Origin of the sequence: Bradyrhizobium sp. NBAIM14 (assembly GCF_020193895.1) — a bacterium.
Taxonomy (GTDB): Bacteria; Pseudomonadota; Alphaproteobacteria; order Rhizobiales; family Xanthobacteraceae; genus Bradyrhizobium; species Bradyrhizobium yuanmingense.
In genome coordinates, this window is sequence record NZ_JADYVQ010000001.1 from 773955 (window position 1) to 798677 (window position 24723).

Here is a 24723-nt window from a genome sequence, read left to right on the forward strand (position 1 = left end):
GCTTCGCAACCTTTTGACCGGGAGGCCCATGGCACGCATCACCATCATCGAGACCGGAGAGGTGCCGCAAAAATACCGCGAGCGCCACGGTTCATTTCCGGACATGTTCGCGCGCATGATCCGCGCCGAGGAGCCGGCCGCGACGATCGAGGTCGTCAGCATCCCCAGCGGCGATGCGCTGCCCGATCCGAGCAAGCTCGAGGCCATCCTCATTACCGGCGCGGCGGCCGGGGTCTATGACGGGCTCGACTGGATCGCGCCGCTGGAAGATTTCGTGCGAACGGCTTACGCCAACAAGACACCGATGGTCGGTGTCTGCTTTGGCCACCAGCTGATCGCGCAGGCGCTCGGCGGCACCGTGCGCAAATCAGAACAGGGCTGGGGCATCGGCCGGCATGTCTATCAGGTGCTGCCGGAGAACGGCCTCATCGACGGTGAAGCGGTCGCGGTCGCCGCCTCGCATCAGGACCAGGTGATCGAGCCGCCAAGCGAGGCGCTGACGATCCTCTCCTCCGAGTTCACCCCGCATGCCGGCCTGCTCTATGCCAATGGCGCAACGCTGACCGTGCAGCCGCATCCGGAGTTCGATGTCGGGTTCGCGCAAGTGTGCTGCGATCTGCGTGACGGGAAAGCGCCGGAGGATGTCGTTGCCACAGCAAGGGCGTCGCTGGCGGAGCCGATGGACAATGCGAAGCTCGGCGGGGCGATTACGCGGTTTCTGGCTAAGAGCACCTGACTACGAAGCTCGAGACGCACTCGTCTTCCCTTCTCCCCTTGCGGGAGAAGGTGGCGCGAAGCGCCGGATGAGGGGTTCTATCCATTCGCCGGACTGCTCGTGAGGAGAGAGACCCCTCACCCGTCTCGCCGCTATGCGGCGAGCCACCCTCTCCCGCAAGGGGAGAGGGTGAAGCAGCGGTCGCTTTGTTAATTTCAGAACGGCTCGCTTCCCAGCCCCGGCACATCGGCCGGCCGCGGGCCCGGCGCCGCCCAGTGAAATCGGCGGTCCTTCTCCGCAATGGCGATGTCGTTGATCGAGGCCTCGCGCCGTTTCATCAGGCCGTGCTCGTCGAACTCCCATTGCTCGTTGCCGTAGGAGCGGTACCACTGGCCGCTTGCATCGTGCCATTCGTACTGGAAGCGCACCGCGATGCGGCTGCCGTCGAAGGCCCAGAGGTCCTTGATCAGGCGGTAATCCTGCTCCTTCTCCCATTTGCGGGTGAGGAAGGCGACGATGGCCTCGCGGCCCTGAAACACTTCCGAACGGTTGCGCCAGCGGCTGTCCTCGGTATAGGCGAGCGAGACCCGCACCGGATCGCGTGAATTCCAGGCGTCCTCGGCCATGCGGGCCTTTTGCGCGGCGGTCTCGCGGGTGAAGGGTGGAAGCGGCGGGCGCGACATGGTGGCCTCATCGGTTGATCGGGACCGCGAATGTATCGTCGCAATTGGCGGAGTCGATAGGCGATCCGCTATCGAGCGATCACGTAACCAGATCGGCCTTCATCAGCTGGCGGATCGACTTCGGAATCGGCTGGGCCCGGCCGCCGCTGATGAAGGCGACGCGGACCTCGGCTTTCACCAGCACGTCGTCACCGCGCCGCACCTCCTGCGCCAGCATGATTGACGCCCCTTTCACCGCGACCGGCCAGGTCACGACGTCGAGCACGTCGTCCATTCGCGCGGGCTTCAGGAAGTCCAGATGCATCGAGCGCACCACGAAGGCGAAGCCCGCGCCGTCCGTCTCGGTCTGCTCGAACAGCACCTGCTGCTCGGCACCCATCAGCCTGAGATGATTGGTGCGTCCGCGCTCCATGTAGCGCAGGTAATTGGCATGATAGACGATGCCGGAAAAATCCGTGTCCTCGTAATAGACCCGGACCTGCATGTGGTGGCGGCCGTCGCGGATCTCGCCGTCGAGATGAGCTGTCACGTCCGGAGCCTCTTCGCTGGTCGGTAACCGGCACGTTTTGCGCAAAAACAGCCGGACGCGCAAGCGTGTTAGGACACGACCGGTCCTGGCCTTCCCAGCGTCACCTCGACGATCTCAGGCGGCACGCCGAAGCGGAGCGGCATGATGCTGCAACCGAGGCCGCCGGACACGATGAGATCGCATTTCAGGCGGAAATGGCCATAGGCGAGACGCAGGCCGTTCCTGGGCGCGACGGCCGGTGACCAGCCGAGCAGGCGGACCTGGCCGCCATGGGTATGGCCGGACAATTGCAGCGCGACGCGCGCGGGCACGAGCGGAGCGACATTGGGCTCGTGCGCGAGCAGAATGACCGGCGCATCGTCGGTGATCTTCGCCAGCGTAGCATTGAGATCGTCGGCACCGAAGTGCGCCATGCTCCGGAAGCGCCGCGCCGGCAGGAAGGCGAGCTGATCGCCGAGGCCGGCAAGCCAGAACGGACGGCCGTCCTTGGTGAGGCGCACAGCATCGTTCTCGTAGACGGGGATGCCGGCCGCCTCCAGCGCCCGATGTGCGATGGTCGGCCCGTGCCCTGCCTGCTGCACTGTTCTGTCATCCCAATAGTCGTGGTTGCCCATGACGGCATGGACGCCGAGGGGCGCCTTCAGGCGCCCCAATACCCTTGCCCATTCGCTCGACGGAATGAAGCGCGTGACATGGTGAAGGCCGGCGACATAGTCGCCGAGCAGCACGATGAGATCGGCGTTGAGCGCGTTGGTCCGGTCGACGATGCCCTCGATGCGCTCCAGCGACATCCAGGGATCGCAGGCATGGATGTCAGCGATGGCGGCAATCTTCAGCGGAAAATCCGCCGGCCACTGCCGCGGCATCGGATGATAGCGCGTGACGCGAAGGCGCAGCACCGGCTCGACACCGACGCCGTAGGCTGCGGTCGAGACGCCGAGGGCGGACAGACCGCCGATGGAACGGATGAGATGACGGCGCGTGATCATGGAAGCCCGATGATGATGCGGCGCCTTGATGATATCCGATTGGAGCGGAATTGGGGTGCGTTCGTGCAGATCGTCTGCACGAGGTTAACGGAAATTCATCAAGCCGGAACAGCGCGAGGTTCGGCAGATCACTCGTCGCTGTCATCCGTGCCGAACAGGCCGAACTGCGCCGCCGCATCGCGCGAGGGCTCGGCGAGACCGAGATGGCGGAAGGCGTGCGAGGTCAGCAGGCGGCCGCGCGGCGTGCGCTGCAGATAGCCGCACTGGATCAGATAGGGCTCGATGATGTCCTCGATGGCGTCGCGCGGCTCCGACAAGGCCGCAGCCATGGTCTCGACGCCGACCGGTCCGCCGCCATAGTTGAGCGCGATGGTCGAGAGATAGCGCCGATCCATCGCGTCCAGCCCTGCGGCATCGACCTCGAGCGCGCTCAGCGCATGGTCGGCAATCTTACGGTCGATCTTGTCGGCATCGGCCGCCGAGGCGAAATCGCGCACGCGGCGGAGCAGGCGGCCGGCGATGCGCGGCGTGCCGCGGGCGCGGCGCGCGATCTCGTTGGCGCCATCGGCGCTCATGCCGACGTTGAGCACGCGCGCGCCGCGGCTGACGATGCTCTCCAACTCCTCGATCGTGTAGAAGTTGAGCCGGACCGGAATGCCAAAGCGGTCGCGCAAGGGATTGGTGAGAAGGCCGGCGCGCGTGGTGGCGCCGACCAGCGTGAATTTCGACAGCTCGATCTTGACCGAGCGCGCCGCCGGGCCCTCGCCGATGATGAGGTCGAGCTGAAAGTCCTCCATCGCGGGATAGAGCACCTCTTCCACCGCGGGGCTGAGGCGATGGATCTCGTCGATGAAGAGCACGTCGCGCTCTTCGAGATTGGTCAAGAGGGCGGCAAGATCGCCGGCCTTGGCGATCACGGGCCCCGAGGTGGCGCGGAAACCGACGCCGAGCTCCTTCGCCACGATCTGCGCCAGCGTGGTCTTGCCGAGCCCCGGGGGACCTACGAACAGCACGTGGTCCAGCGCCTCGCCGCGCTTGCGCGCCGCTTCGATGAAGATCGAGAGATTCTTGCGCGCCTGCGCCTGGCCGACGAAGTCGGACAGCGATTGCGGCCGCAGCGCGGTGTCGCCGACATCATCGCTGCGGCGCTCGGGCGAGACCATGCGGCTGGCCTTGGGGTCGCTCACTCAGCGAACTCCATCGGATCGTAGGGTGGGCAAAGGCGCACTTCGCGCCGTGCCCACCATGTCGCTGCTCGCTTTGTAGATGGTGGGCACGCTTCGCTTTGCCCACCCTACGAGACTGACCATTGACGCACTCACTTTGCCAATTCCTTCAGCCCGAGCCGGATCAGCTGCGCCGTCTCAGCGCCCTCACCCGCACTGCGCGAGGCCGATGCAATCGCCGCGGCGGCCTGCGGCTGGCCGTAGCCGAGATTGACCAGCGCGGAGATCGCATCCGCCACAGGCCGCGGCGCGCGCTGGTCGTCGACGGCGCCGGCAAGATGCACGACGGCGGGATCGACGTTGGCGAAGGCCGGCGCCTTGTCCTTCAATTCGGTGACGATGCGCTCGGCGACCTTGGGGCCGACACCGGGCGTTCGCGCCACCGCGGCCTTGTCGCGCAGCGCGATGGCATTGGCGAGATCGGCCGGCGACAGCGTGCCGAGCACGGCCAGCGCGACCTTGGCGCCGACGCCCTGCACGGTCTGGAGCAGGCGAAACCATTCGCGCTCCTGATCGGTGCGGAAGCCGAACAGCTTGATCTGGTCCTCGCGGACATAGGTCTCGATCGACAGCACAGCGGCCTCACCCGGCGAGGGCAGATGCTGCAAGGTGCGCGAGGAGCAATGTACCTGATAGCCGACGCCGCCAACGTCGAGGATGACGAAATCCTCGCCGTAGGAATCGATCAAGCCCTTGAGCTTGCCGATCATATCCCCACCACCTTCAGCCTGAGAGCGGTGCTCTGGCGGTGATGGGCGTGGGTGATGGCGATGGCGAGCGCGTCGGCTGCGTCCGCGGACGGCGGCTCGGCCTTCGGCAGCAAGATTTTCAGCATCATCGCGATCTGTTGCTTGTCGGCGTGGCCGGCGCCGACCACGGTCTTCTTGACCTGGTTCGGCGCGTATTCGGCGACAGAGATGCCGAACATTGCCGGCGCCAGCATGGCGACGCCGCGGGCCTGGCCGAGCTTCAGCGTCGCAACGCCGTCCTTGTTGACGAAGGTCTGCTCCACCGCCGCTTCCACCGGCCGGTGATCGGACAAGACGGAAGCGAGCCCTTCATGGATCGCGAGCAGCCGGCTCGACAGCGGCAAATCGTCGGGCGGTTCCACCGAGCCGCAGGCGACGTAGATCAGGCGATTGCCCTCGGCCTCGATCACGCCCCAGCCGGTGCGGCGCAGGCCGGGGTCGATGCCGATGATGCGAACGGGGCCACGAATCGGGAGCGCAGTCATGCGCCAGTGATAGCGGCTGGCTGCCCTGGAGGAAACAGAAACAGAACGAAAGTAACAGGGGAAGTGCCGTCGAGCCCTAGCCGCCCATCTTCGCAACAAGCGCGTCCGACACCTCGAAATTGGCGTAGACGTTCTGCACGTCGTCGTGCTCGTTGAGCAGGTCCATCAGTTTCAAGAGCTTCTCGCCGGTCTCGTCGTCGACCGCAACCGTGTTCTGCGGCTTCCAGATCAGTGCGGCCTTGCGCGGCTCGCCGAACTTGGCTTCCAGCGCCTTGGCGACATCGCGATAGCTTTCTGTCGAGGCGTAGATCTCGTGACCGTTCTCGCCAGAGACGACGTCGTCGGCGCCGGCTTCGATTGCGGCATCCAGCACCGCATCGTCGGAGGCGACGCTGCGGTCGTATTCGATGATGCCGGTGCGGTCGAACATGAAGGAGACCGAGCCGGTTTCGCCGAGATTGCCGCCGGACTTGGTGAAGAAGGAGCGGATGTCGGAGGCGGCGCGGTTGCGATTGTCGGTCAGTGCCTCGACGATGACGGCGACGCCGCCGGGGCCGTAGCCCTCGTAGCGGATCTCATCATAGTTCTCGCCGTCGCTGCCGAGCGCCTTCTTGATGGCGCGCTCGATATTGTCCTTCGGCATGTTCTCCTGGCGCGCAGCGATCACGGCGGCACGCAGGCGGGGGTTCATGGCGGGGTCGGGAGTGCCCAGCTTGGCAGCGACGGTGATTTCCCGCGCCAGCTTGCCGAACAGTTTCGACTTCTGGGCATCCTGCCGCCCCTTGCGGTGCATGATGTTCTTGAATTGGGAATGTCCGGCCATGCGTGGTCTCTTGAGAAATCGTCAGCCAAAGATGAGCGTGGGAAGCGCGGCCTTATAGGCCGCCAACCCACCGGAATCAAAGGGCTCGGCTGCTCCTGAGGTAGCACTGTAAAGGTAGCCGCCGTAACGGCGCCTGCCTAGATGGGCACCGTTAACCCTGATTTCATTCCGGACTGCGAAAATAGCGCCCGACCGTCCCCCGACAAGAGAGACCCGATGGCGTTCGGATTATTTCGGAAGCGTCTGCCGGACACGGCCGCGCCCGCGGCAGCCCCGGAGGCTGCGCAGCCGGCGGCCCCTGCCGCACCCGCCCCGACCGCCGAAAGTGATTCGGCCCGGGAAATCCTGGAATTGCTGGAACTCGAGCTCGGCGCCATGATCCGCCAGCTTGAGCGCGCCGCCAATTCGGTGGCTGGCGGCGCCGAGGCGACCGCGGCGACCCTCGCTGCCATTCGCGACCGCACCGACGCCCTGACCGGCCGGACCAACGCGGCGCAATCCACCGCCTCCACCTTCGCCCATGCCGCCGACAAGTTCACCCAGTCCGCGCAAGGGATTGGCGCGCAGGTCCGGGAAGCCGGCAAGCTCGCCGACGAGGCCAGCGCCGCCGCGCAGGAAGCCCGCGCCAATGTCGACCGCCTGCGCGAATCCTCCGCCGCCATCGGCAACGTCGTCAATTTGATCGCGCAGATCGCGCGGCAGACCACGCTGCTCGCGCTCAACTCGACGATCGAGGCCGCGCGCGCGGGCGCAGCCGGAAAAGGCTTTGCCGTCGTTGCCACCGAGGTCAAGGCGCTCGCGGTGCAGACCCAGAGTGCGACCGAGGAGATCACGAAGAAGATCGACGCATTGCAGCGCGACGCCGCCGGTTCGGCGGACGCCGTGCACCGCATCTCGCAGGCGATCGAGGCGATCCGTCCGGTGTTCGACACCGTCAACGGCGCGGTCGCCGAGCAGAATGCCACGACCAGCGAAGTCTCCGGCAATGCCGCCAGCGCCTCGGAGTTCATCATCTCGGTCGGCGAGAGCGCGGCCGAGATCGACGCGGCGACCAAGGCGGCCGAGACCCATGGCGAGAGCGTCGCCAGCGCCGGCAAGGCCGTCACCACCTTCGCCCAGAAGCTGAAATCGCGCTGCGCGGTGCTGCTGCGCCAGAGCGAGCACGACGACCGCCGCAAGACCGAGCGGCTGCCCTGCCACCTCAAATTCGAGACCGCGCGCGGCGTGATGCCGGTCTATGAAATCGCGATGGAAGGCGTGCTGATCGGCGGCGCGGACGCAAGCCGGCTGGCAACGCAAGCGACGATCGAAGGCAGCTTAGAGGACATCGGCGCCTGCCGCCTGCGCGTGATCGAGCAATCCAAGGCCGGCGCCCGCGCGCAATTCGTCGGCGCCACCGCCGCTCTCAACGAGAAGATCGAGGACAAGCTCTGGTCGATCCATGAGGAGAACACCGAGTTCGTCACCCGTGCCATGGAAGCCGGCAATGCGCTGACGCAGATATTCGAGCAGGCGGTTGCGCGCGGCGAGGTCAAGCTCGACGACCTCTTCGACACGGACTATTTGGAAATCGCCGGCACCAATCCGCAGCAATACCGCACCAAATATCTCGACTGGGCCGACCGCGCCCTGCCGCCGTTCCAGGAAGCCTTTCTGGCGCGGGAGTCGCGGATGGCGTTCTGCGCCATGGTCGACCGCAACGGCTTTTTGCCGGTGCACAACAAGATCTATTCGCATCCGCAGCGGCCGGGCGACGTCGCCTGGAACACGGCCAACAGCCGCAACCGGCGCATCTTCAACGATCCGGCGGGGCTGGCCGCCGCGCGCAACCTGCGATCGTACCTGGTCCAGAGCTATGCGCGCGACATGGGCAACGGGAACACGGTGATGATGCGGGAGATCGACGTCCCGATCCGCGTGCAGGGCCGGCACTGGGGCGGCTTCCGCACGGCCTACAAGCTGTAGCGCTCCCGCGCGTGCACGCACCTGCACGCACCTGCACTCCTGGGCAAGACGCCGGGCGCGAATCATCCTCTAAGGTCGGATCTGGAATCGGAATGCCGCCAAGGAGCCGATCAACGGCTCCGACTGGAGAGAGCCCGTACATGTCCTCTGCACAACTTGCCGTATTGGACACTTCCTCCAACCGGACGCTGGCCGAACGCCTGATCGACCAGCTCGCCGACCGCATCGGCGGTCTCGGCGTCGAGCTCGCCGACATCGCCGGCAACGTCCAGGACGTCGCCAACCGCGTCGCGAGCCAGTCGGAACGGTTTCACCATTTGCAGAAGACGGCCGAGACGATGGTCTCGGCCAACCACGACATCGCCAATGCCTCGCAGGCGGTGCAAACCACGACGTCGGCCGCGGTCGGCGAGATCGCGCAGTCGCGCGGCGCGGTCGACACCGCGGTCAGCCACATCTCCGAGCTCGTCGCCGCGGTGGAGCGGATCGAGGCGCGCCTGTCCGCCGTCGGCGCGGCGCTGGCGCAGGTGGCGAAGGTCTCCGGCTCGATCGAGGCGATCGCCAAGCAGACCAATCTGCTCGCGCTCAACGCCACCATCGAGGCCGCGCGCGCCGGCACTGCCGGCCGCGGCTTCGCGGTGGTCGCAAGCGAGGTCAAGAACCTCGCGGAGGCCACGCGCCAGGCCACGCATGAGATCTCCGACACCGTGCGCGATCTCGACGGCCAGATCGAAGGCCTGATCGGCGAGAGCAGCGACGCCTCGCAGCGCGCCAAGACCGCCGGCGAAGGCGCGCAAGCGATCTCCGGCATCATCTCGCGGGTCCAGCAGGGCTTCGCCTCGGTCGAAGCCGAGATCGACGGCGTCGCGCGCGCGGCGACCTCCAACCTCGGCCACTGCGACACCGTGATCAGCGAGCTCAACGAGCTCGCCAAGGGCGTCGACCTCTCCTCGCGCGACCTCCGAAGCGCCGACGAGCGGGTAGCAAAGCTGCTCGACGCCTCCGAAGGCCTGATCGCGCTGATCGCCGACAGCGGCGTGGAGACGTCGGACGCGCCGCTGATCCGCATCGTCGTCGACACCGCGAAGCGGATCTCGGCCGAGTTCGAAGCTGCGATCGACCGCGGCGAGATCACGCTCGACCAGCTCATGGACGAGACCTACCGCGAGATATCAGGCACCGATCCGAAGCAGTACCTCACCAATTACGTCGAGTTCACCGACCGCGTGCTGCCTGCGATCCAGGACCCGATCCAGAAGACCGATCCGCGCATCGTGTTCTGCGTCGCCTGGGCGCGGGGCGGCTACCTTCCGACCCACAATCCGAACTACCGCCTGCCGCAGGGCAAGGACCCCATCTGGAACAACGCCAATTGCCGCAACCGCCGCCTGTTCACCGACCGCGCGGTGAAGAAGGTCGCGGCCAACACAAAACCCTTCCTGCTGCAAACCTATCGCCGCGACATGGGCGGCGGGCAGTTCGTGCTGATGAAGGACCTGTCCTCGCCGATCATGATCCGCGGCAAGCACTGGGGCGCCTTCCGGATGGGATTCCGGCAGGGCTGACGGGCGGCGCTAAGGCCTTTGACTCAAAACCTAAAAAACAACCCCATGCACAGTAGCCGGGGTGTGCGGAATCAATGGTTTACGCCGGCGGGCCCCGACGCGCGTTGACTCGTCGGGCAAAACAGGGGCAAAATGCTATTATTCCGAAATTGTGAGAGGCGTGCGGTTCTCCCCGCCGTCCGCCGAGCACAGAAGCCGACTGCACTGGTGCGGCGGCCGACGTTGCCGTAGAAATGCCGCCGCGCATCCGCGCGAACCCGAACACAGCAAGCGGGCTTTTCGATGTCCTGTCCACCCGCCCAAATCGGCGCGCCGTTTTCCGAGATCGATACACCGGCGCTGATCATCGACCTCGACGCCTTCGAGCGCAATCTCGACACGATGGCGGCGGCGGTGAGCAAGCTCGGCGTTCGCTTGCGTCCGCATGCGAAGACTCACAAGTCACCGATCATTGCGGCCAAGCAGATAGCGCGCGGCGCAATCGGCATGTGCTGCCAGAAGGTCGCCGAGGCCGAGATCCTGGTTGCGGGCGGGGTGAGCGACGTGCTCGTCAGCAACGAGGTGGTGGGCCTGCGGAAGCTGGAACGGCTCGCAGGCCTCGCGCGCCACGCACGCATCAGCGTTTGCGTGGACGATGCGATCATGGTCGAGCAACTGTCGCACGCCGCGGAGCGGGCAGGATCGCAAATCGAAGTCCTGGTCGAAATCGACGTCGGCGCCGGTCGCTGCGGCGTCAGGCCGGGGCCGGCGGCGGCCACCCTGGCGCGGCAGGTGGCGGCTTCACGCTTCCTATCGTTCGGCGGCTTGCAGGCCTATCACGGCTCTGCCCAGCATTTGCGCACGCCGGAGGAGCGGCGCGCTGCCATCGCCGGTGCCGCGAACGCGACCGCGGAGACACTGCGGGTCCTCAAGGACGCGGGCTTTCAGTGCCGGACGATTGGAGGTGCGGGAACCGGCACATTCGAGCTCGAAGGCGCGAGCGGCATCTGGAACGAATTGCAGGCGGGCTCCTATATCTTCATGGACGCCGACTACGCCAAGAACCTCGCCGACGGGGCGCGCAACGCCAATCCGTTCGAGCATGCGCTGTTCGTGATCGCGACGGTGATGAGCACAGGCGCCGGCGAACACGCGGTCATCGATGCCGGCCACAAGGCTCTGTCGAACGACAGCGGATTTCCGGTCGTGCTCGGCCGGCCCGATCTGCGCTATCATCGGCCATCTGACGAGCATGGCTTGCTCGATTTCGACAGCGCTTCGTCGCGACTGGCGATCGGCGACAAGGTGACGCTGATCCCCGGCCATTGCGACCCGACCGTCAATCTCTACGACTGGTATGTCGGCGTGCGCGGCTTCAACACGCCGGATTCCCGCGTGGAGGCACTTTGGCCAGTCGCGGCGCGGGGCGCGGTCACCTGAGATTGACGCGTGATTGCGCGCGACGCCGTAGCGCCCGGCCACTATCCTGTGCTGCATCTTAGAATGAATGTGGCCGACGCCATCGACGACTTGGAGACGATATCATGAGCGCAGACTCGGAAATCAAATCTGCGGGCGCCAACATTCAGGCAAGCACTATCAGCACCATTGTACTTGGCTTTGCAGCCGATCCGATGGCGCGTTGGGTTTGGCCCGATTCATCCGAATATCTCAGGATTATGCCTCAATTCGTCAAGGCATTTGGCGGACGGGCATTCGAGCATGGCACAGCTTACATCACAGAAGGGGCTCGCGCGGCCGCCCTGTGGCTGCCGCCCGGCGTCGAGCCCGATGAAACGGCCATGGACGCACTCATGGCGCAATCCCTGCGTCCGGAGATCGCCGATGATATTGGACACATGCTCCAGGGAATGGCCGAACATCATCCCCACGAGCCCCATTGGTATCTGCCTCTCATTGCCTCCGATCCGAACTGGATCGGCCAAGGTCTCGGCACATTGTTGATGAAGCACGCTCTTCGACGATGCGACGAGGAGGGCATCGCCGCCTACCTCGAAAGTTCGAATCCGCGAAACATCTCCCTTTATGAACGCCACGGCTTCAAGATCATCGGCGAGATACAACATGGTTCTTCGCCGACGATGACACCAATGTTGCGGACAGCTTCTTGAACGGAATCCAATCTGTCGAAGAGAAGGGCTCGCAGCCGCCAATGACTGTTGACTTCCGCTTGTGGCCCAAAGCGGAGTTCCCTTGTTGCCCGTCGATGTCCGCTGCTGAGGGCAAAGTTTGATATAATCGTCCGGGGACGACACCGGGTGATTTCGCTCGCGCTTCAGCTCAACCAGAATTTCGGCGTCGTCGGCTCCAGCCTTCCACCCACGCGCACCGGCGCGATCTTGAGCGCGAGCCCTGTCGCATCGTCCGTTTCCACGGCGACGCCGCTGAGCGTCGCGGCGCCTGCGGCCGGCTCGAAGCGGCCGGACGGAATTCCTGATGTGAACCTCCGCAGCGGCTCTTCCTTCTGCATGCCGATGATGGAATCGTAATCGCCGGTCATGCCGGCGTCGGTCATGTAGGCGGTGCCGCCTGACAGGATCTGGTGGTCGGCGGTCGGCACATGCGTGTGCGTGCCGACGACGAGGCTGGCGCGGCCGTCGCAGAAGAAGCCGATCCCCTGCTTCTCGCTTGAAGCCTCGCAATGGAAATCGACGACGATGGCGTCGGCGGCGACGCCGAGCGGACAGGCGCCAAGCTCGCGCTCGAGCGCGGCGAAGGGATCGTCGAACGGGGTCATGAAGACGCGGCCGAGCGCGTTGACGACGAGGGCGTGCTTGCCGTTCTTGGTCTCGACCAAGGCGGCGCCGCGGCCGGGCGTGCCGCGCGGATAGTTGGCGGGGCGCACCAGGCGGTCGGCGCGCTCGATGAACACCAGCGCCTCGCGCTGGTCCCAGGAGTGATTGCCGAGCGTCACCGCGTCGGCGCCGGCCTCGAGAAACTCCTGGTAGATCGCTTCCGTGATGCCGAAGCCACCGGCCGAATTCTCGCCGTTGACGACGACGAGATCGAGCGACCAGTCCTTGACCATGCCGGGCAGATATTCGGAGACGGCCTCGCGTCCGCTACGGCCGACGACGTCACCCACGAAGAGAATGCGCAACTTCAGAACTCCGGAAATCGAACACGTCCGATTCCGTTAGCACATAATCGAGCGCCACGTCGTGGGATAGTGCCGGAACCGCCTCGATCTCCTGCACTGCAAACGCAAGGCCGATGCCGACGATGTGCTTGGCTTTGCGCAAATGCGCGAAGGTGAAATCGTAATGCCCGGCGCCATAGCCGATGCGATGGCCGAGGCGGTCGAAGGCGGCGAGCGGCGTCAGCATGATGTCGGGAATGACTTCGGCCGCAGCAGGTGAAGGTTCGGGAATGCCGAGCGGGCCGAGCATCAGGCGGTCGTTCGGATGGAAGAGACGGAAGATCAGCGACTGGCCGCGCGCGGTGACGCAGGGCAGCGCCAGCCTGGCGCCCTCTTCCGCGAGCTTTGCGAGCAGCGGCATCGGATCGATCTCGCTGCGGATCGGCGAATAGCCGGAGACGATGCTGCCGGGCAGCAGCTTGAACGGTAGCCCGCGCTTGGCGAGCTTTGCGGCGGCCGCGATGCGTTTCTTCTCGCTCAGCGCATCGCGCTTGGCGAGGGCTTTGGCACGGAGCTCGGCTTTGGAGTTGGACATGTGCTTTGGTCCCCACGTCATCACCCGCGAATGCGGGTGATCCAGTATTCCAGAGGCGGTGGTGATTCACACAAGGGCCGCGGCGTACTGGATTCCCCGCCCCGTGCGCAATTGCGCACTCGGGGGGAATGACACCTGTTGAATTGGCCGCAGTCGTTTCAACAAGCACAAACGAACCAAACGAAAGTGCGAAGCCGCGAACGCCGTTGAAGCACTCGATCCCGGAGTTCCCTACGAAAGTAGGTGGGCACCATATGTCCGAGCCCACGGGCCCGGCCAGGGACAGTTCCCTAAAGGATCGATAAGGCCCCGGGGATATATGGCTCCTGACGCACGTCGCAGCCTCGCGCAGGCAATGTAACAACTGTACTGACGAATCGCCAGTGCGACGAGAGTGCGGCTTCCGCTGCGCGCTTTCTTACCCTCCCCTGGAGGGGTCCGGGACGAGCGAAGCTCGCCCGTGGGTCGGCTCACATGGAGCGCAGCGAAATGTGAGACGGGGTGGGGTGATCTCTCCCCACGGGCACTGTCCGTGTGGAGAGATCACCCCACCCCGCTCGCGCTACGCGCGATCGACCCTCCCCCTCCAGGGCCCTCCAGGGGAGGGTAAGGGCACGGCTCCTATCGAGCTTCAGCCGATCGCGATGCCGTTCCCCACCGTCCGGTTCAGGACCTGGGTCGATTTCTCGATGCGCTCGGCGGCGGCGTTCAGCGCGTTGACCACCGCGGTCTGCGTCATCCTGGCGCGCTCGACGGCGGCATTGCGGAAATCCCTGAGCTCGGTCAATTCCTGCTCAAGGGTGCGGACGCGGTTGGTGGTGTCGATCAGCTCATCGCACACGGTGAGCGCAGCCATGACGGTGAGGCGCGCATCGCCGATCTCGCCGAATTTTCCGCGCAGCGACTGGATGCGCGTCTCCAGCGTCTCGGCGAGCTTGAGCAGCCGCACCTCCTGGCCCTCCTCGCAGGCCATGCGATATTGCCGGCCGTTGATGGTGACGTTGATGTGGCTCATCCGTCCTCTCCGGTATCGAGCACCGAGCGTATCGTCACGATCGCGGAATCCAGCCGGTCAGAAATCTCGCGATTGGTGCGCTCGAGCTTGCGTGCCTTCACCAGCGCGCCGTCGAGCTCGTCGGCAAGACGCGAGCGATCCGCGCCGAGCGCCTGGATGCGCGCCGCAAGCTCGTTCTCGTCGCGATCGGCATCGCGACGCCGCTCCACCGCACTTTCGAGCGCATCGAGCGCCGCCATGAGTCTGCGGGTCGCAATCTCGATCTCGACGGCGGACGACTCCGTCATGGCGGAACTGTTGGATACGCGATCGTTCATGCAGTCAGCGGCGGAACCTGGCGGCCTTTGCCCAGTGGCCTTTCCCTGGAGCTTGCCGTCCGGCAAAAGACTCGGTTCGGCAAGCGGTTAGAAGCAGAAATTTACAAAGCAAGCTAGCCAAGCGCAACGCCGCCGCAAAACTATGCACTGTTCAATCGGGACGACGTGTCGCTGCGTCGCTTCCGCCCGGCGCGATCCCGGCGGAAAACCGATGTCCACACAGGCAACTTTTGCGGCCAAACCGGCGTTCGATTGCCTTGGACTCCCGGAACCGAGGTGCTATCCCAGCGCCAACCTTCAGTGGCCGCCAGGCTTCTCCCCGCGCGGGCAACCATCGCCAAGCGCTTCATTTCAGACGGATTTCAGACATGACGCAGGTCGATCACACCCGTATGGCCAACGCGATCCGCGGCCTTTCGATGGACGCTGTCGAGAAGGCGAAATCGGGCCATCCCGGCCTGCCGATGGGCGCCGCCGACATCGCCACCGTGCTGTTCACCCAATTCCTGAAATTCGACGCCGCCGCGCCCGCCTGGCCGGACCGCGACCGCTTCGTGCTCTCGGCCGGCCACGGCTCGATGCTGCTCTATTCGCTGCTGTATCTGACCGGCAATGCCGAGATGACGCTGGACCAGATCAAGCAGTTCCGCCAGGTCGACTCGCTGACCCCCGGCCACCCCGAGAACTTCCGCACCAGGGGCATCGAGACCACCACCGGCCCGCTCGGCCAGGGCATCTCGACTGCGGTCGGCATGGCGCTGGCCGAGAAGATGCTCGCGGCCGAGTTCGGCAAGAAGATCGTCGACCACCACACCTATGTGCTCGCCTCCGACGGCGACCTGATGGAAGGCGTGTCGCAGGAAGCGATCGCGATGGCCGGGCACTGGAAGCTCAACAAGTTGATCGTGCTCTACGACGACAACGGCATCTCGATCGACGGCCCGACCTCGATCTCCGATTCCGTCGACCAGGTGAAGCGCTTCAAGTCGGCGGGCTGGGCGGCCGAGAAGATCGATGGCCACGACCAGGCCGCGATCGCCGATGCGATCACGCGCGCGAAGAAATCCAGCAAGCCGACGCTGATCGCCTGCCGCACCACGATCGGCTTCGGCGCGCCGCACAAGCAAGGCACCTCGAAGGTGCACGGCGAAGCACTCGGCGCCGACGAGCTCAAGGCTGCCAAGGAAAATCTCGGCATTTCGCTCGAGCCGTTCGCGGTCGCCGACGACGTGCTGAAGGCATGGCGCGCGGCCGGCAGCCGCGGCGCCGCGGCACGCCAGGAATGGGAAGCGCGGCTCGGTGAGCTCGGCAGCCGCAAGCGCGCCGAGTTCGAGCGCCGCCTGCGTCATGAGCGTCCGGCTTCGCTCGCCAAGGCCGTGCGCGCCTACAAGAAGGAGCTGCTGGAAAAGCCGATGACCGCGGCCACCCGCAAGTCGTCGGAAGCGGTGATCGAAGTCATCGCCGGCGCCATGCCGATGGAATTCCTGGCAGGCTCGGCCGACCTCACCGGCTCCAACAACAACAAGGCGAAGTCGGCGACCGCCTTCTCAGCCAAGACGCCGAAGGGACGCTTCATCCATTACGGCATCCGCGAGCACGGCATGGCGGCCGCGATGAACGGCATTTTCCTGCACGGCGGTTTCGCACCGAACGGCGCGACCTTCCTCGTCTTCACCGATTATGCGCGTCCGGCGATGCGCCTTGCCGCGCTGATGGGCGCCGGTGTCGTCTACGTCATGACCCATGACTCGATCGGTCTCGGCGAAGACGGCCCGACCCATCAGCCGGTCGAGCATCTCGCAGCGCTCAGAGCCATTCCCAACATGCGCGTGTTCCGTCCCTGCGATGCCATCGAGGTCGCCGAGTGCTGGGAGCTCGCGCTCAACCGCGTCGATGGCCCGACCGTGCTGGCGCTGACGCGGCAGAACCTGCCGCAGCTGCGGACCACCGCACCGAACGACAATCCCTGCGCGGCTGGTGCCTACGAGCTGGTCGCCGCCCAGGGCGAAGCCAAGGCGACGCTGTTCGCCTCGGGCTCGGAGGTCGAGATCGCGGTCGCGGCCCAGAAACAATTGGCGGAACGCGGCGTCGCTTCGCGCGTTGTCTCCGTTCCCTCGCTGGAGCTGTTGTTAGCGCAACCAGAGGCCAAGCGCGCCGCCATCATCGGCAACGCGCCGGTGAAGATCGCGATCGAGGCCGCCGTGCGCTGGGGCTGGGACGCCGTGATTGGCCAGGATGGCGAATTCATCGGCATGCATTCGTTCGGCGAAAGCGGCCCTGCCAAGGAGCTTTACAAGCATTTCGGCATTACCGCCGAGGCCGCGGTTAACGCTGTGCTGAAGCGCGTTTCCTGAGAGTTGAGCTTGCCGCAAAAAAGGACTACCTAATCTCCCATATGATCAAGCACCGCCCGGCCGAACCGGGCGTCCGCCCCTAAAAAACCCTCGCAGGCGCGTATAGCGCGTTGTGCGGGATGACAACGGTCATTGAAGGAGACGAAACATGGCAGTCCGCGTCGGAATTAACGGTTTTGGCCGCATCGGCCGCAACATCCTGCGGGCTATCGCCGAGTCCGGCCGCAAGGACATCGAGGTCGTCGGCATCAACGACCTCGGCCCGGTCGAGACCAACGCTCATCTCCTCCGCTTCGACAGCGTCCATGGCCGCTTTCCCGGCACCGTCACCGTCGACGGCGACTCCATCAGCCTCGGCAACGGCAAGATCAAGGTCACCGCCGAGCGCGATCCCTCGAAGCTGCCCTGGAAGGATCTCGGCGTCGACATTGCGATGGAATGCACCGGCATCTTCACCTCGAAGGACAAGGCTAGCGCGCATCTGACCGCCGGCGCCAAGCGCGTGCTGGTCTCCGCGCCCGCCGACGGCGCCGACGCCACCATCGTCTACGGCGTCAACCACGACACGCTGACCAAGGATCACCTCGTCGTCTCCAACGGCAGCTGCACCACCAACTGCCTTGCGCCGGTTGCCAAGGTGCTGAACGATCTCGTCGGCATCGAGACCGGCTTCATGACCACGATCCACGCCTATACCGGCGACCAGCCGACGCTCGACACGATGCACAAGGATCTCTACCGCGGCCGCGCGGCGGCGATGTCGATGATCCCGACCTCGACGGGTGCTGCGAAGGCGATCGGCCTCGTGCTGCCCGAGCTGAAGGGCAAGCTCGACGGCGTCGCGATCCGCGTGCCGACCCCGAACGTCTCGGTCGTCGACCTCAAGATCGTCGCCAAGCGCGCCACCGACGCCAAGGAGATCAACGCGGCGATGAAGCGCGCCAGCGAGCAGCAGCTCAAGGGCATCCTCGGCTACACCAATGCGCCGAACGTCTCGATCGACTTCAACCACGACCCGCACTCCTCGACCTTCCACGAGGACCAGACCAAGGTGCAGAACGGCACGCTGGTGCGCGTGATGTCCTGGTACGACAACGAGTGGGGCTTTTCGAACCGCATGGCGGACACCGCCGCCGCGATGGCGAAGGTGATCTGAGGGAAGCCAAGGTGCTTCCTCACTGGATTGGCATCCCTGGCGTCATACTGTTGATCGCGTTGATCGCGTACGGATTTCGCCGGGGCCTCGCAGTGAAGTCTCCGAAAGACGGTGGAGGGAGCGGCGACCACGGCCATTCGCCTCCCCCCGATTCCGACACTCCGACGCACGGATGATGAACGATGCCCGCTAAATTCCGCACCCTCGACGACGTCGACGTGAAGGGCAAGCGCGTGCTGCTGCGCGTCGACCTCAACGTGCCCATGGAGAGCGGGCGCGTCACCGACGCCACCCGGCTCGAGCGCGTGGCGCCGACCATCACCGAGCTCGCCGACAAGGGCGGCAAGGTCATCCTGCTCGCGCATTTCGGCCGGCCGAAGGGACGCGACGCCAAGGACTCGCTCAAGCCCGTCGCGGAGGCGCTGGCGAAGGTGGTGAAGAAGCCCGTCGCGTTTGCCGAGGATTGCATCGGCGAGCCCGCGGCCAAGGCGGTCGCCGGCCTGAAGGATGGCGACATCCTGTGCCTGGAAAACACCCGCTTCCACAAAGAGGAAGAAAAGAACGATCCCGCCTTCGTCGCGGAACTCGCGAAGCTCGGCGACATCTGGGTCAATGACGCGTTCTCGGCCGCGCACCGCGCCCACGCCTCGACCGAAGGTCTCGGCCACAAGCTGCCGGCCTATGCCGGCCGCACCATGCAGGCCGAGCTGGACGCGCTGGAGAAGGCGCTGGGCTCGCCGAGCAAGCCCGTGATCGCCATCATCGGCGGCGCCAAGGTCTCGACCAAGATCGACCTGTTGGAAAACCTCGTCACCAAGGTCGACGCGCTCGTGATCGGCGGCGGCATGGCCAACACGTTCCTGCACGCGCAGGGCGTTGCGGTCGGCAAGTCGCTGGCCGAGAAGGATCTTAGCCCCACCGCGCTGCGCATCATGGAGAAGGCGGAAGCCGCCAATTGCGCCATCATCCTCCCGGTCGACGCCACCGTCGCCTATCACTTCGCCGCCAACGCGCCGTCGCATGCCTATGGGCTCGATGCGATCCCGGCCGACGGCATGATCCTCGACGTCGGCCCGCAATCGATCGCGCGCGTCCATGCCGCGATCGACGATGCGGCGACGCTGGTCTGGAACGGCCCCCTGGGCGCATTCGAGATGCAGCCGTTCGACCGCGGCACGGTCGCGGCCGCCAAGCACGCCGCCGAGCGCACCAAGGCCAAGAAGCTGATCTCGATCGCGGGCGGCGGCGACACCGTCGCGGCGCTCAACCAGGCCCATGTGGCCGGTGACTTCACCTATGTGTCGACCGCCGGTGGCGCGTTCCTTGAATGGATGGAAGGCAAGCCCCTGCCCGGCGTTGAAGTTCTGCGTAGCAAGTAATCAAGCGGCCTTTGAGGCCCCAACGGGAGACAAAGACAGATGGCTCGGATCACGTTACGTCAATTGCTCGACCACGCGGCGGAGAACGATTACGGCGTACCGGCCTTCAACATCAACAACATGGAGCAGGCGCTGGCCATCATGGACGCGGCCAACCAGGTCGACGCGCCCGTCATCATCCAGGCCTCGCGCGGCGCGCGCTCCTACGCCAACGACGTCATGCTCAAGCACATGATGGACGCGGTGACCGAGATCTATCCGCACATTCCGGTCTGCGTTCATCTCGACCACGGCAACGAGCCGGCGACCTGCATGACCGCGATCCAGGCCGGCTTCACCTCGGTGATGATGGACGGCTCGCTCAAGGCCGACGGCAAGACCCCCGGCGACTGGGGCTACAATGTCGGCGTCACCAAGACCGTCACCGACATGGCCCATCTCGGCGGCATCTCGGTCGAGGGCGAGTTAGGGGTGCTCGGCTCGCTCGAAACCGGCATGGGCGACAAGGAAGACGGCCACGGCGCCGAAGGCAAGCTCAGCCACGACCAGCTGCTGACCAATCCGGACGAGGCCGTCAAGTTCGTGCAGGAGACCAAGGTCGACGCGCTCGCGATCGCGATGGGCACCTCGCACGGCGCTTACAAGTTCACCCGCAAGCCCGACGGCGACATCCTCGCCATGAACGTGATCGAGGAGATCCACCGCAAGCTGCCGAACACGCATCTCGTCATGCACGGCTCCTCCTCGGTGCCGCAGGACCTGCAGGACATCATCAACGCCTATGGCGGCAAGATGAAGCCGACCTGGGGCGTGCCGGTGGCCGAGATCCAGCGCGGCATCAAGAACGGCGTGCGCAAGATCAACATCGACACCGACAACCGCATGGCGATGACCGGCCAGATCCGGAAAGTTCTGAAGGACAACCCGGAAGAGTTCGATCCGCGCAAGTACCTGAAGCCGGCGATGGAAGCCATGACCAAGCTGTGCAAGCAGCGCCTGCAGGAGTTCAACACCGCAGGCCAGGCCTCCAAGATCAAGAAGGTGCTGACCACCGCCGAGATGGCCAAGCGCTACGCCAAGGGCGAGCTCGATCCCCGGGTCGCGTAAGGCCTCCGTCACATCCTCCCGTCATTCCGGGACACGCGAAGCGTGGGCCCGGAATCCATAACCACAGCCTGGGGTTATGGATTCCGGGCCTGCGCCTTTCGGCGCATCCCGGAATGACAGAAAGACCCTTTACCCTGCGACGAACGATAACTCGGCAATTGCCCGAGAACGGTCTATTTTCACGGGCAAGGGCAGAATCGTTTTGGGAGGACCTCTCGATGAATCTGACTGAGCTCAACAAGATCGCGACCGCCATGGTGGCGCCCGGCAAGGGCATCCTTGCTGCCGACGAATCCTCCGGCACCATCAAGAAGCGCTTCGACGCCATCGGCGTGGAATCGACCGAGGAGAACCGCCGCGACTATCGCGAGATGCTATTTCGCGCCAAGGACGCCATGAGCCAGTACATCTCCGGCGTGATCCTCTATGACGAGACGATCTGGCAGAATGCCAAGGACGGCACGCCGCTGGTCAAGCTGATCGAGCAGGCCGGCGCCATTCCCGGCATCAAGGTCGACGAAGGCACGCAGGCCTTGCCGATGTGCCCCGGAGAGCTCGTCACGGTCGGGCTCGACAGGCTCGCCGAGCGGCTGAAGAAATATTACGAGCGCGGCGCACGCTTTGCCAAATGGCGCGCGGTGATCGACATCGGCAGCGGCATCCCCTCGATGACCGCGATCAGCGTCAACGCCCACGCGCTGGCGCGCTATGCTGCGCTGTGCCAGGCCGCGCAGATCGTGCCGATCGTCGAGCCGGAGGTGCTGATGGACGGCGACCACGACATCGAGCGCTGCTACGAGGTGACGAGCCGCGTGCTCAACAAGACCTTCCAGGAATTGCGCGTGCAGCGCGTGGCGCTGGAAGGCATGGTGCTGAAGCCGAACATGGCAATCGCCGGCAAGAAATGCGCAAAGCAGGCCTCGGTCGAGGAGGTCGCGGAGAAGACGATACGGCTGCTCAGGGCCTGCGTGCCGGCGGCGGTGCCCGGCATCGCCTTTCTGTCCGGCGGCCAGTCGGACGAAGAGGCGACCGCGCATCTCAACGCCATGCACAAGCTCGGTCCGCTGCCCTGGGGCCTGACCTTCTCCTACGGCCGCGCGCTGCAGGCCGCGCCGCAGAAGGCCTGGTCGGGCAAGCCTGAGAATGTCGCGGCCGGCCAGCGCGCCTTCAGCCATCGCGCCCGCATGAACGGCCTCGCCTCCAAGGGCGAATGGCAAAGCAGCCTGGAACAGAAGGCAGCCTAGACCTTGTCGAACAAACCGCCTCCGCCGCGCCCGGCGCCGCGTCTCTATCTCGCGACGCCCGTCGTCGATGATCCCGCGACGCTGGTCGCCGCGCTGCCGGGGCTGATCGCGTCCGCCGACATCGCCGCCGTGCTGCTGCGGCTGAAGGAGACCGATCAGCGCGGCATGATCTCGCGCGTCAAGGCATTGGCGCCGCCGGTGCAGAAGGCGGGCGCGGCACTCCTCGTCGACGGCCATCCTGATATCGTCGCGCGCGGCGGCGCCGACGGCGCGCACCTGCCCGGGATCGCCGCGCTGAAGGAGGCCCTGCCGTCGCTCAAGCCGGATCGCATCGCCGGTGTCGGCGGGCTGACGACGCGGCACCACTCCATGGATGCGGGCGAGATGGGCGCGGATTACGTGCTGTTCGGCGAGCCCGATGCGAAAGGCCAGCGGCCGTCGTCGCAGGCGATCGCCGAGCGGCTCGACTGGTGGGCCGAGCTGTTCGAGCCGCCCTGCGTCGGCTTTGCCACCACGCTGGACGAGGCCTACGATTTCGCCGCCAGCGGCGCCGATTTCGTGCTGGTCGGCGACTTCATCTGGGCCGATCCGCGCGGGCCCAAGGCCGCCCTGATCGAGGTCGATGCCGCGATCAAGAAGGCTCATGCGACGGCGCAGGCCGGCCAAGATCCTGCGGGCCAGGAGCACGGCTAGCGCCCGACATGAAGCTCCCGTGCATCACCATGCTGGCCACGCTGCTGCTGACAGTGCCCGCGGCCGCGCAGCTGCAGATCACCCCGCCGGCGACGACGCCGAGCGCACCGGCAGAGAAGCAGAAGCCAAAGCCGCCCGCCCCTGCCAAGAAGAAGGAGGCAGCACCGGCGCCGAAGCCTACGGCATCTCCCAAGCCGTCCGCTTCGCCCAAGCCGGCAACCGTGATCCCCGCGCCGCCGTCCGACGATCCCAACGTCGACCTCGTGTTCGGCGCCTATCAGCGCGGCCAGTACAAGACGGCGTTCGAGCTCGCCACGGTGCGCGCGCAAGCCGGCGATGCCAAGGCGATGACCATGCTCGGCGAGCTCTATTCCAACGCCATGGGCATAAGGCGCGACTACGTCAAGGCGGCCGAATGGTACAAGCGCGCCGCCGATGCCGGCGATCGCGAGGCGATGTTCGCGCTCGCCATGCTGCGCATCTCCGGCCGCGGCGGCCCGGTCGACAAAAGCGAGGCGGTCAGGCTGATGGCCTCCGCCGCCAAGCTCGGCGAGCCCAAGGCGGCCTATAACCTCGCCCTGCTCTATTTGGACGGCCAGACGCTGCCGCAGGACGTCCGGCGTTCGGCGGAACTGCTGCGCCAAGCCGCCGATGCAGGCCTGCCCGAAGCGCAATACGCGCTCGCGACCTTCTACAAGGAGGGCACCGGTGTGCCGAAGGACCCCGAACGCGCCGTGCGACTGCTCCAGGCCGCCGCGATCGCCGACAATGTCGATGCCGAGGTCGAATATGCCATCGCGATGTTCAACGGCACCGGCACGCCGAAGAACCAGCCGGCGGCTGTCGCCCTGCTTCGCAAGGCCTCCCGCCAGGGCAGCGCGATCGCGCAGAACCGGCTGGCCTGGGTGCTGATCAACGGCGTGGGCACGCCCGTGGACAAGATCGAAGGCTTCAAATGGCACCTGGTGGCCAAGACCGCCGGCAAGGGCGACCCCGAGCTCGACAAGCAGCTCTCCGATCTGCCGGCCGATGACCGCGCCAAGGCCGAGGCCGCTGCCAGGAAGTGGCTCGGGTCCAAATGACTTGACGCGGGGCCCCTCACGGGGCACCCAATCCCTCAAACAGGCGTGTTTCCGCGCCCCTCTCCCCGATCAAGACCAGAAGCATATGCTGTATTCCGCCACTATCAACGTCATGGTCAAGGCGGCGCGCCGCGCCGGCCGCAGCCTCAAGCGCGATCTCGGCGAGATCGAGCATCTCCAGGTCTCGCTGAAGGGACCGGCCAATTTCGTCTCGCTCGCCGACAAGCGCGCCGAGGAGATCCTCTACCAGGACCTTGCCAAGGCCCGCCCCGGCTACGGCTTCATCGGCGAGGAAGGCGGCACCCGCGAGGGCACCGACAAGAGCCACACTTGGATCGTCGATCCCTTGGACGGCACCACCAACTTCCTGCACGGCATCCCGCAATTTGCGATCTCGATCGGGCTCGCCCGCGAGGGCACCATGATCGCCGGCGTGATCTACAACCCCGCCAATGACGAGCTCTACATCGCCGAGCGCGGCAAGGGCGCCTTCCTCAACGACCAGCGCCTGCGCGTCGCCGGCCGCCGCCAGCTGAGCGAATGCGTGGTGGCCTGCGGCCTGCCCCATATCGGCCGCGGCGACCACGAGGAATTCCGCCGCGAGATGACCGCGATCCAGGACCGCGTCGCCGGCTTGCGCCGTTTCGGCGCTGCCTCGCTCGATCTCGCCTTCGTCGCCGCCGGCCGGCTCGACGGGTATTGGGAGCGCGATTTGCAATCCTGGGACATCGCGGCCGGTATGCTGATGGTGCGCGAAGCCGGCGGCACCATCAGCGATATCGCAACGCCGGGCGACCCGCTGGTCACCGGGCACGTCGTGTGCGGGAATGAGTACGTGCACGGGGAGCTGGTGAAGATCTTGCGGAAGCCGGCTTAAGGCGGCAGCTCGCGCTCCACATTCCCCTGTCATTCCGGGCCGCGCCTCTTGGCGCGAGCCCGGAATCCATTGATCCTCGTCAATGGTGGCCCGCTG

General features: G+C 65.7%; 24 protein-coding genes and 1 other RNA gene. 13 read left to right on the top strand and 12 right to left on the bottom strand.

The annotated features are described in order from the left end of the window. The first annotated feature begins 28 nt into the window (after positions 1-28). Entirely contained in the window at positions 29-736 is a 708-nt protein-coding gene (locus I6F28_RS03600) for a type 1 glutamine amidotransferase (RefSeq protein WP_225126360.1), read from the top strand. 194 nt (positions 737-930) lie between these two features. On the opposite strand, the gene I6F28_RS03605 is transcribed toward I6F28_RS03600, so the two are convergent. The 7 genes from I6F28_RS03605 to I6F28_RS03635 all read right to left on the bottom strand — a co-directional run bounded on the left by I6F28_RS03605 (position 931) and on the right by I6F28_RS03635 (position 6199). Then, the gene (locus tag I6F28_RS03605) at positions 931-1398 is read right to left on the bottom strand and encodes a nuclear transport factor 2 family protein (protein WP_036021747.1); all 468 of its coding nucleotides are present in this window, start codon (positions 1396-1398) and stop codon (positions 931-933) included. Positions 1399-1477: 79 nt separating this feature from the next. Further along, entirely contained in the window at positions 1478-1927 is a 450-nt protein-coding gene (gene ybgC / locus I6F28_RS03610) for a tol-pal system-associated acyl-CoA thioesterase (RefSeq protein WP_036021745.1), read from the bottom strand. A gap of 68 nt (positions 1928-1995) precedes the next feature. Next, positions 1996-2916 (bottom strand): metallophosphoesterase, encoded by a 921-nt coding sequence (locus tag I6F28_RS03615; RefSeq protein WP_225126362.1) that lies wholly within the window; start codon positions 2914-2916, stop codon positions 1996-1998. A 128-nt stretch (positions 2917-3044) separates the two neighbouring features. Next, positions 3045-4079, bottom strand: coding sequence for a Holliday junction branch migration DNA helicase RuvB (ruvB, locus tag I6F28_RS03620; RefSeq protein ID WP_157283837.1), 1035 nt, complete (start codon positions 4077-4079; stop codon positions 3045-3047). A 155-nt stretch (positions 4080-4234) separates the two neighbouring features. Further along, on the bottom strand, positions 4235-4852 hold the full coding sequence (gene ruvA, locus I6F28_RS03625; RefSeq protein ID WP_035998377.1) for a Holliday junction branch migration protein RuvA: 618 nt from the start codon (positions 4850-4852) through the stop codon (positions 4235-4237). Beyond that, the gene (gene ruvC / locus I6F28_RS03630; protein WP_035998374.1) at positions 4849-5376 is read right to left on the bottom strand and encodes a crossover junction endodeoxyribonuclease RuvC; all 528 of its coding nucleotides are present in this window, start codon (positions 5374-5376) and stop codon (positions 4849-4851) included. The genes ruvA and ruvC overlap by 4 nt, the downstream gene beginning before the upstream one ends. A gap of 76 nt (positions 5377-5452) precedes the next feature. Continuing rightward, on the bottom strand, positions 5453-6199 hold the full coding sequence (locus I6F28_RS03635) for a YebC/PmpR family DNA-binding transcriptional regulator (protein ID WP_035998371.1): 747 nt from the start codon (positions 6197-6199) through the stop codon (positions 5453-5455). 216 nt (positions 6200-6415) lie between these two features. Here I6F28_RS03635 and I6F28_RS03640 point away from each other — a divergent pair, with 216 nt between their 5' ends. The 4 genes from I6F28_RS03640 to I6F28_RS03655 all read left to right on the top strand — a co-directional run bounded on the left by I6F28_RS03640 (position 6416) and on the right by I6F28_RS03655 (position 11840). Continuing rightward, positions 6416-8164, top strand: coding sequence for a methyl-accepting chemotaxis protein (locus I6F28_RS03640; protein ID WP_225139285.1), 1749 nt, complete (start codon positions 6416-6418; stop codon positions 8162-8164). A gap of 140 nt (positions 8165-8304) precedes the next feature. After that, the gene (locus tag I6F28_RS03645) at positions 8305-9729 is read left to right on the top strand and encodes a methyl-accepting chemotaxis protein (protein WP_225139286.1); all 1425 of its coding nucleotides are present in this window, start codon (positions 8305-8307) and stop codon (positions 9727-9729) included. Positions 9730-10011: 282 nt separating this feature from the next. Beyond that, the gene (locus I6F28_RS03650) at positions 10012-11148 is read left to right on the top strand and encodes a DSD1 family PLP-dependent enzyme (RefSeq protein ID WP_225139287.1); all 1137 of its coding nucleotides are present in this window, start codon (positions 10012-10014) and stop codon (positions 11146-11148) included. Between the two features lie 104 nt (positions 11149-11252). Continuing rightward, the gene (locus I6F28_RS03655) at positions 11253-11840 is read left to right on the top strand and encodes a GNAT family N-acetyltransferase (protein ID WP_085971997.1); all 588 of its coding nucleotides are present in this window, start codon (positions 11253-11255) and stop codon (positions 11838-11840) included. A 164-nt stretch (positions 11841-12004) separates the two neighbouring features. Here I6F28_RS03655 and I6F28_RS03660 read toward each other — a convergent pair whose 3' ends face one another. The 5 genes from I6F28_RS03660 to I6F28_RS03680 form a co-directional block, all read right to left on the bottom strand. Next, a complete protein-coding gene (locus I6F28_RS03660) occupies positions 12005-12829 on the bottom strand; it encodes a TIGR00282 family metallophosphoesterase (RefSeq protein WP_035998346.1) in 825 nt (274 codons plus the stop codon). Then, positions 12807-13403 carry a 5-formyltetrahydrofolate cyclo-ligase gene (locus tag I6F28_RS03665; RefSeq protein ID WP_225139288.1) on the bottom strand — a complete coding sequence of 199 codons (597 nt, stop codon included), beginning with the start codon at positions 13401-13403 and terminating at the stop codon, positions 12807-12809. The genes I6F28_RS03660 and I6F28_RS03665 overlap by 23 nt, the downstream gene beginning before the upstream one ends. A 187-nt stretch (positions 13404-13590) precedes the next feature. Beyond that, a non-coding RNA gene (gene ssrS, locus I6F28_RS03670) (6S RNA) lies at positions 13591-13751 on the bottom strand. 283 nt (positions 13752-14034) lie between these two features. Continuing rightward, the gene (locus I6F28_RS03675) at positions 14035-14418 is read right to left on the bottom strand and encodes a cell division protein ZapA (RefSeq protein ID WP_035998340.1); all 384 of its coding nucleotides are present in this window, start codon (positions 14416-14418) and stop codon (positions 14035-14037) included. Then, positions 14415-14735: a DUF4164 domain-containing protein gene (locus tag I6F28_RS03680; RefSeq protein ID WP_020608063.1), complete on the bottom strand. Its 321-nt coding sequence runs from the start codon at positions 14733-14735 to the stop codon at positions 14415-14417. Before I6F28_RS03680 ends, I6F28_RS03675 begins: the two co-directional genes overlap by 4 nt. A gap of 368 nt (positions 14736-15103) precedes the next feature. Between I6F28_RS03680 and tkt the strand changes: the two genes are divergently transcribed. From tkt to I6F28_RS03720, 8 genes are all read left to right on the top strand, one after another. Beyond that, complete coding sequence (gene tkt, locus I6F28_RS03685; protein WP_225139289.1) at positions 15104-17089, top strand: transketolase; 1986 nt, start codon at positions 15104-15106, stop codon at positions 17087-17089. Positions 17090-17237: 148 nt separating this feature from the next. Next, the gene (gene gap / locus I6F28_RS03690) at positions 17238-18245 is read left to right on the top strand and encodes a type I glyceraldehyde-3-phosphate dehydrogenase (protein WP_035998321.1); all 1008 of its coding nucleotides are present in this window, start codon (positions 17238-17240) and stop codon (positions 18243-18245) included. A gap of 182 nt (positions 18246-18427) precedes the next feature. Then, positions 18428-19624 carry a phosphoglycerate kinase gene (locus I6F28_RS03695; RefSeq protein ID WP_109142460.1) on the top strand — a complete coding sequence of 399 codons (1197 nt, stop codon included), beginning with the start codon at positions 18428-18430 and terminating at the stop codon, positions 19622-19624. A 39-nt stretch (positions 19625-19663) separates the two neighbouring features. Next, positions 19664-20731 (top strand): class II fructose-bisphosphate aldolase, encoded by a 1068-nt coding sequence (gene fba / locus I6F28_RS03700; protein WP_035998315.1) that lies wholly within the window; start codon positions 19664-19666, stop codon positions 20729-20731. A gap of 218 nt (positions 20732-20949) precedes the next feature. Then, positions 20950-21975: a class I fructose-bisphosphate aldolase gene (locus tag I6F28_RS03705; protein WP_225139290.1), complete on the top strand. Its 1026-nt coding sequence runs from the start codon at positions 20950-20952 to the stop codon at positions 21973-21975. A 3-nt stretch (positions 21976-21978) separates the two neighbouring features. Beyond that, positions 21979-22668, top strand: coding sequence for a thiamine phosphate synthase (locus tag I6F28_RS03710; protein ID WP_225139291.1), 690 nt, complete (start codon positions 21979-21981; stop codon positions 22666-22668). An 8-nt stretch (positions 22669-22676) separates the two neighbouring features. Then, on the top strand, positions 22677-23750 hold the full coding sequence (locus I6F28_RS03715; protein ID WP_225126373.1) for a tetratricopeptide repeat protein: 1074 nt from the start codon (positions 22677-22679) through the stop codon (positions 23748-23750). An 85-nt stretch (positions 23751-23835) separates the two neighbouring features. Further along, on the top strand, positions 23836-24627 hold the full coding sequence (locus I6F28_RS03720; protein ID WP_225139292.1) for an inositol monophosphatase family protein: 792 nt from the start codon (positions 23836-23838) through the stop codon (positions 24625-24627). The last annotated feature ends 96 nt before the right edge of the window (positions 24628-24723 follow it).